This is a genomic window from Pseudonocardia pini, assembly GCF_013870575.1.
In the GTDB taxonomy this organism is placed as follows: domain Bacteria; phylum Actinomycetota; class Actinomycetes; order Mycobacteriales; family Pseudonocardiaceae; genus Pseudonocardia; species Pseudonocardia pini.
Genome location: NZ_JACBXB010000655.1, coordinates 1 through 3,226, shown reverse-complemented (window position 1 = coordinate 3,226; position 3,226 = coordinate 1). Strand labels below are relative to the sequence as shown.

Below are 3,226 nucleotides of genomic sequence, written 5' to 3'. Positions count from 1 at the left end.
AGGGCCTCGTCCGAGGCGTGGGCCCGCAGCCAGTCCACCCGGTCCAGCCAGCCCGCCATCTCCGCGTTCAGCGGGTCCGCGAGCTCGCCGGGCAGGTCCTCCACCACGACCTCGCCCGCGCGGCCGTCGGCGTTGCGGCGCAGCAGGAGGAACCCGAACCCGACGGCCTCGACGCGCTCCGCCGCGAGCCAGTCCAGCCACTCCGAGGCCGCCTCGCGGGTGGCGGGGGCGGACAGGTCGAGCCCGGCGTCCCGCTGCCAGGTGCCTACGTGCAGGGCCGGGTCGGTGACCTCGCGCTGCAGGACCCAGGCGTCGCAGCCCTCGGGGACCCAGGAGCGGACGCGGTCCGGCCAGTCCTCGCCGCGCACGTGCAGCCAGGAGCCGAGCAGCTGGGCCCGTCCGCCGGGGCGCAGCCGGGCGGGCAGGTCGGCGAGCAGCCCCGCCATGGCCGCGTCGCCCGCCTGGCCGGAGTCCCGGTAGACGTACTCGACCCGCGCCGGACCGGGCACGAACGGCGGGTTGGACACGATCGCGTCGAACCGCCGGTCGGCGACGGGGGCGAACCAGGGCCCCTCGACGAGGTCGACGCCGCGGACCCCCGACAGCGCCAGCGTGGCGCGAGCGACCTCGAGGGCCTTCGGCGCGACGTCGGTGGCCACGACCCGGCCGGAGAACCGGCTGGCGTGCAGGGCCTGCACACCGCAGCCGGTGCCGAGGTCGAGGGTCTCCCGCACCGGGGTGCGGACCAGCGACGACGCCAGCGTGAGCGAGGCCCCGCCCACCCCGGTCACGTGGTCGCGGTCCTGTCGCGCCGCCGGGGTGTCCAGGTCGGACAGCACGTACCAGCGGGCCTCGCCGCTCACGTCCTCCTCGCCGTAGGGGCGCAGGTCCATCGCCGCCCGGTAGCCCTCGGGGCCCGCGGCGAGCAGCCCCCCGCCGACGAGCGCGTCGAGCTCGGGGAGCGGGACCTTCTCCTCGGTGGCGCCCAACAGGAACAACCGAACGAGCGCACCGAGCGCCCCGGCCTCGCGGGTGGCGCGCGCCGCGGCCTCGGGCTCGCCGCGGGTCAGCGCGGCGTGCGCGCCGGGGCCGAGCAGCTCGCGCACCCCGGTCGTGGTGAACTCCTGCTCCAGGAGGGAGTCGCGAAGCCGGGCGCAGAGATCGTCGGACAGCACGGCCCCATCCTCCCCACCCAGGTGACCGAGGGGTGATCGGGGCTCAGGGATCTCCGGTGGCGCCGATCGGCCCATGATCACGCGCTACCGTGGGTCCGTGCTGAGCCTCTCCCAGGACACGGCGGCGGACGCGCTGCTCGACCGCGATCCCCTCGCCCTGCTCACCGGCATGCTGCTGGACCAGCAGATCCCGATGGAGCGCGCCTTCGCCGCGCCCGCCGAGCTGGCCGCCCGGCTGGGCACCGACCACCTCGACGCCCGACAGATCGCGGAGTACGACCCGGAGGAGCTCGTCGAGCTGTTCGCGCGGACCCCCGCGCTGCACCGCTACCCCAGGTCGATGGCGGGCCGGGTGCAGGCGCTGTGCCAGGCGGTCGTCGAGCGGTACGCGGGGGACGTGACCGGCGTCTGGTCCGACGCCGGAGACGGCAGGGAGCTGTTCCGGCGGCTCTCCGCGCTGCCCGGCTTCGGCAAGCAGAAGGCACAGATCTTCGTGGCCCTGCTCGGCAAGCAGCGCGGTGTCACGCCCCCCGGTTGGCGCGACGCCGCCGGGAGCTACGGCGACGAGGGCTCGTTCCGGTCGGTGGCCGACGTCGTCGACCGGGGTTCGCTGGACCGGGTCCGGGAGTTCAAGCAGGCGGCCAAGGCCGCGGCGAGGGCCGGGAAGTGATCGGACGCGGGTAGGATCACCGGCGTGCACAAGGTCCCCACCGACCGCCGCGAGATGCGGGTCATCGACGCCGACCAGGTGTGCGACGCCACCGCGGTCCTCGCCGACGGCGAGCGGGTCCAGCAGGCCGCCACGGTGCTCGACGCGCTCGGCGAGGTGAACCGGCTCTCCATCCTGCTCGCCCTGCAGCACGCGGGGGACCTGTGCGTGTCCGACCTGGCCGTCGCCGTCGGGATGAGCGACTCCGCGGTGTCGCACGCGCTGCGGCTGCTGCGCGCGCACCACATGGTCACCGCGCACCGGCAGGGCAGGCTCGTGCGCTACCGGATCGCGGGCGGCCTGGCGCGCCGGCTGCTCGAGGTCGTGTCCGAGGAGGCCGTCGGTCCGGTGCGGCTGCACGCGCACGGGGACGGCGCAGGCGGAGTCGACCGCCGGCACGCGGAGTCCGACGACCCCGCCTGAGGGTCCGTCGTCTCAGGGTGAACGCGCGTACCGTCGGTGCGAGTGACACGATGGGGACGGAGGTGGTCCGGTGACGACTGATCCCAGTCGCCCGTCGGGCCGGGACGCCGATCCCGTGCTCATCACGGACGCACAACGCTCCTACGAAGAGGAGCTCGCGGTGCGCAAGCGCCGCTACAAGATCATGATGGGGATGCGCATCCCGTGCATGGTCCTCGCGGCGGTCTTCTACCAGATCCCCTGGCTCGCCGTGACCCTGTTGATCATCTCGATCCCGCTCCCGTGGATCGCGGTGCTCATCGCCAACGACCGGCTGCCGCTCAAGACGGAGAAGGTCAGCCGCTACAAGCCGGAGCGGCTCGAGCTGGAGTCCCGCGAGCACCCGGTCATCGACGGCGGTCCGCCTCACAGCTGAGGGACACCGCCACCTGAGCGGCGAGCCTCGCGTTGGCCCGCACCAACGCGATGTTCGTGGCCAGGCTCGCGCCGCCGCTGGCGGTGTGGAAGTGCTCCAGCAGGGCGGGCGTGACGTCCTTGCCCGTGATCCCGCGGTCGGCCACGAGGGCGAGCCCCTCGGAGAGCAGTCGGTCGTGCAGCTCGGAGGGGAGCTCCGCGGCCTCCGGGACCGGCCTGGCCAGCACCATGCCCGACCCCGGGCCCAGGTCGCGGTGGGCGCACCAGGCCGCGCCCGCCTCGTCGGGCGAGTCGACCCGCCAGGGCACGGGGAAGCCTGCGTCGCGCCGGTAGAAGCCGGGGAACCGGTCGGTGCGGTAGCCGAGCACCGGCACCGACGAGGTCTCCAGCACCTCGAGGGTGGCCCCGACGTCCAGGATCGACTTGATCCCCGAGCACACGACGAGCACCGGGGTGGCGGCGAGGGCGGGCAGGTCGGCGGAGACGTCCCAGGTCTCCCGGGCGC

Annotated in this window: 5 protein-coding genes; 3 read left to right on the top strand and 2 right to left on the bottom strand. The window is 74.6% G+C overall.

Annotated elements, in window-relative coordinates; genetic code table 11:
- The coding region (locus H5J29_RS26615) for a DUF7059 domain-containing protein (protein ID WP_312858424.1) at window positions 1-1,175 on the bottom strand (1,175 nt) is incomplete at its 3' end.
- 97 nt (window positions 1,176-1,272) lie between these two features.
- Between H5J29_RS26615 and H5J29_RS26610 the strand changes: the two genes are divergently transcribed.
- The 3 genes from H5J29_RS26610 to H5J29_RS26600 all read left to right on the top strand — a co-directional run bounded on the left by H5J29_RS26610 (window position 1,273) and on the right by H5J29_RS26600 (window position 2,722).
- The gene (locus H5J29_RS26610) at window positions 1,273-1,845 is read left to right on the top strand and encodes an HhH-GPD-type base excision DNA repair protein (protein WP_312858423.1); all 573 of its coding nucleotides are present in this window, start codon (window positions 1,273-1,275) and stop codon (window positions 1,843-1,845) included.
- Between the two features lie 24 nt (window positions 1,846-1,869).
- Entirely contained in the window at window positions 1,870-2,307 is a 438-nt protein-coding gene (locus H5J29_RS26605) for an ArsR/SmtB family transcription factor (protein WP_312858422.1), read from the top strand.
- A 70-nt stretch (window positions 2,308-2,377) separates the two neighbouring features.
- Window positions 2,378-2,722: a DUF3099 domain-containing protein gene (locus H5J29_RS26600; protein ID WP_181783749.1), complete on the top strand. Its 345-nt coding sequence runs from the start codon at window positions 2,378-2,380 to the stop codon at window positions 2,720-2,722.
- Here H5J29_RS26600 and H5J29_RS26595 read toward each other — a convergent pair.
- Window positions 2,694-3,226, bottom strand: a 533-nt coding sequence (locus H5J29_RS26595) for a pseudouridine-5'-phosphate glycosidase (RefSeq protein ID WP_181783748.1), incomplete at its 5' end; no start/stop codon positions are given. The two genes, H5J29_RS26600 and H5J29_RS26595, sit on opposite strands and share 29 nt — an antisense overlap.